The 2,051-nt window shown below is 38.9% G+C and carries 1 protein-coding gene; it reads left to right on the forward strand.

The annotated features are described in order from the left end of the window. Positions 1 to 722: 722 nt before the first annotated feature. Positions 723 to 2,051 (forward strand): group II intron reverse transcriptase/maturase (gene ltrA / locus J2S74_RS27235; protein ID WP_307332901.1); only part of this gene is annotated, 1,329 nt, incomplete at its 3' end.

Here is a 2,051-nt window from a genome sequence, read left to right on the forward strand (position 1 = left end):
CTAACGGAAGCGCGCGACAAGTGCTGCTATAAGCGCATTCAGCGTGAAAAGCAGGAAGTTTAAGACAAAACTTCAACTTTACAACGGAGGATTGGAATGATGGATCCACGTTTCCTGAAACAATCTCATCAAGACTCCTACGTGCGTCATGAATGACAGACCATGGGGTTCGAAGCATAGGTAGAGTCGGCAGAAGGAAAGCTAGAGCCATTTCATCGAAAAAAGGTATGCTAACTGATATGCCGGATGGCTGAAAAACTAGATAAGGTGAGAATGTTCCATTCTAAAGGAACTGACGAACTTTCGAATATACGGGTCTAAAGTTACGAGCATAGTGTAAAGCTATGTCCCAACTTACGTTGGGGTGAGTGGTGTAGAGTAAAACTGCTTCCTCTGAAATACGCTATACCGGACAATGGCGGTATCACGCTCACAGGCTTACAGAAAGCACTTACGTCTAGTATGAATAGCTACGTTGTAAGGTACTTGGGAAGCAAGGAACGTTGAAACAAGGACTGTCATCTGAAACGTTTGCTATAAGGTAAGAACTGAAATGCATTTATTCTTGTGAAGGTAGGGGTACGACTGACGAATCTCCTGTAACGGGAGTGGAGGAACAGCCCCAAGTCTAGCGAAGTAAAATGATTATTTTCTTCATGTGAATGACACCGTTCGGGTAGGAACGTGGGAACCATCACTCTCTATTTAGGAGGGATGCCACAGTGTCAACTTTGAGATTTTGGGATTACTACAATATGACGGAAACCTTTACTGATTTACACGAAAAAGCTAGCCAGAAAGAAACGTTTAACTATCTATATGACATCATTACATCCAGAGAAAATATTCTTCTAGCCTATCGTACAATCAAAAGTAATAAAGGGTCAAGAACACCAGGGACAGATGGAAAAACCATCAAAAATATTCAAAGGCTCTCGGAAAATGATGTAGTAGAAACCATCCAATCAAAACTAGAAAACTATCAACCTAAAAAGGTCAAAAGAAAATGGATTGAAAAGGAAAATGGTAAGTTAAGACCACTCGGAATTTCATGTATTCTTGACCGAATCATTCAACAATGTTTTAAACAAGTTCTTGAACCCATTGCCGAAGCTCACTTCTACAAGCATAGTTATGGATTTAGACCGCTAAGGTCTACACATCATGCTATGGCAAGGGTACAATTTTTAATCAACCAATCACAACTGCATTATGTTGTTGACGTTGATATTAAAGGATTTTTCGATAATGTCAATCATTCACTTTTAATCAAACAATTATGGAACTTAGGTGTCCATGATAAAAAAGTTCTAGCTTGCATAGCTAAAATGTTAAAAGCTGAAATTGATGAAGAAGGAGTTCCATCTAAGGGCGTACCGCAAGGTGGGATTTTATCGACGATATTATCAAATATTGTGCTAAACGATTTAGATCAGTGGGTTTCTAGACAATGGGAGTTTTTCCCTCTCGCGAAACAGTATAAATCAAGAGAAGGTGAATTATACGCAAAAAAGCGTACAAAACTTAAAGAAGGGTACCTCGTCCGCTATGCGGACGATTTTAAAATTCTCTGTCGAGATGGAAAAACAGCTCATAAATGGTATCACGCAGTTAGGCTGTATCTAAAAGAACGTTTAAAACTAGATATTTCACCAGAAAAATCGCAAATCGTAAACCTACGAAAGCGAGAATCAGAATTTTTAGGGTTTACAATTAGGGCAGAAAGAAAGAGGAAGAAAAGAGTTGCTCATACAGGAATCAAACACAAAAAGGTAAAACAACTCAAGGAACAAGCAAAGAAACACATCTTAAGAATCAAAGATTCCCCTACTATAGATAATGCCCTCCGCTTCAATAGTTTTGTTTTGGGTATTCATAACTACTTCAACCGAGCTACGCATGTTAATCCAACATTCTCACGTCTTGCCTACGAGCTAAAAGCCTTTCTGTACAATCGGCTTCATACGGTTGGGAAATATGGTCGTCCAATTTCCCCTAATTCAACTTATAAGAAGTTTTATAGTCTAGGGACTAAAACATTCAAGATTTCG

The organism is Evansella vedderi (assembly GCF_030813435.1).
Taxonomy (GTDB): domain Bacteria; phylum Bacillota; class Bacilli; order Bacillales; family Salisediminibacteriaceae; genus Evansella; species Evansella vedderi.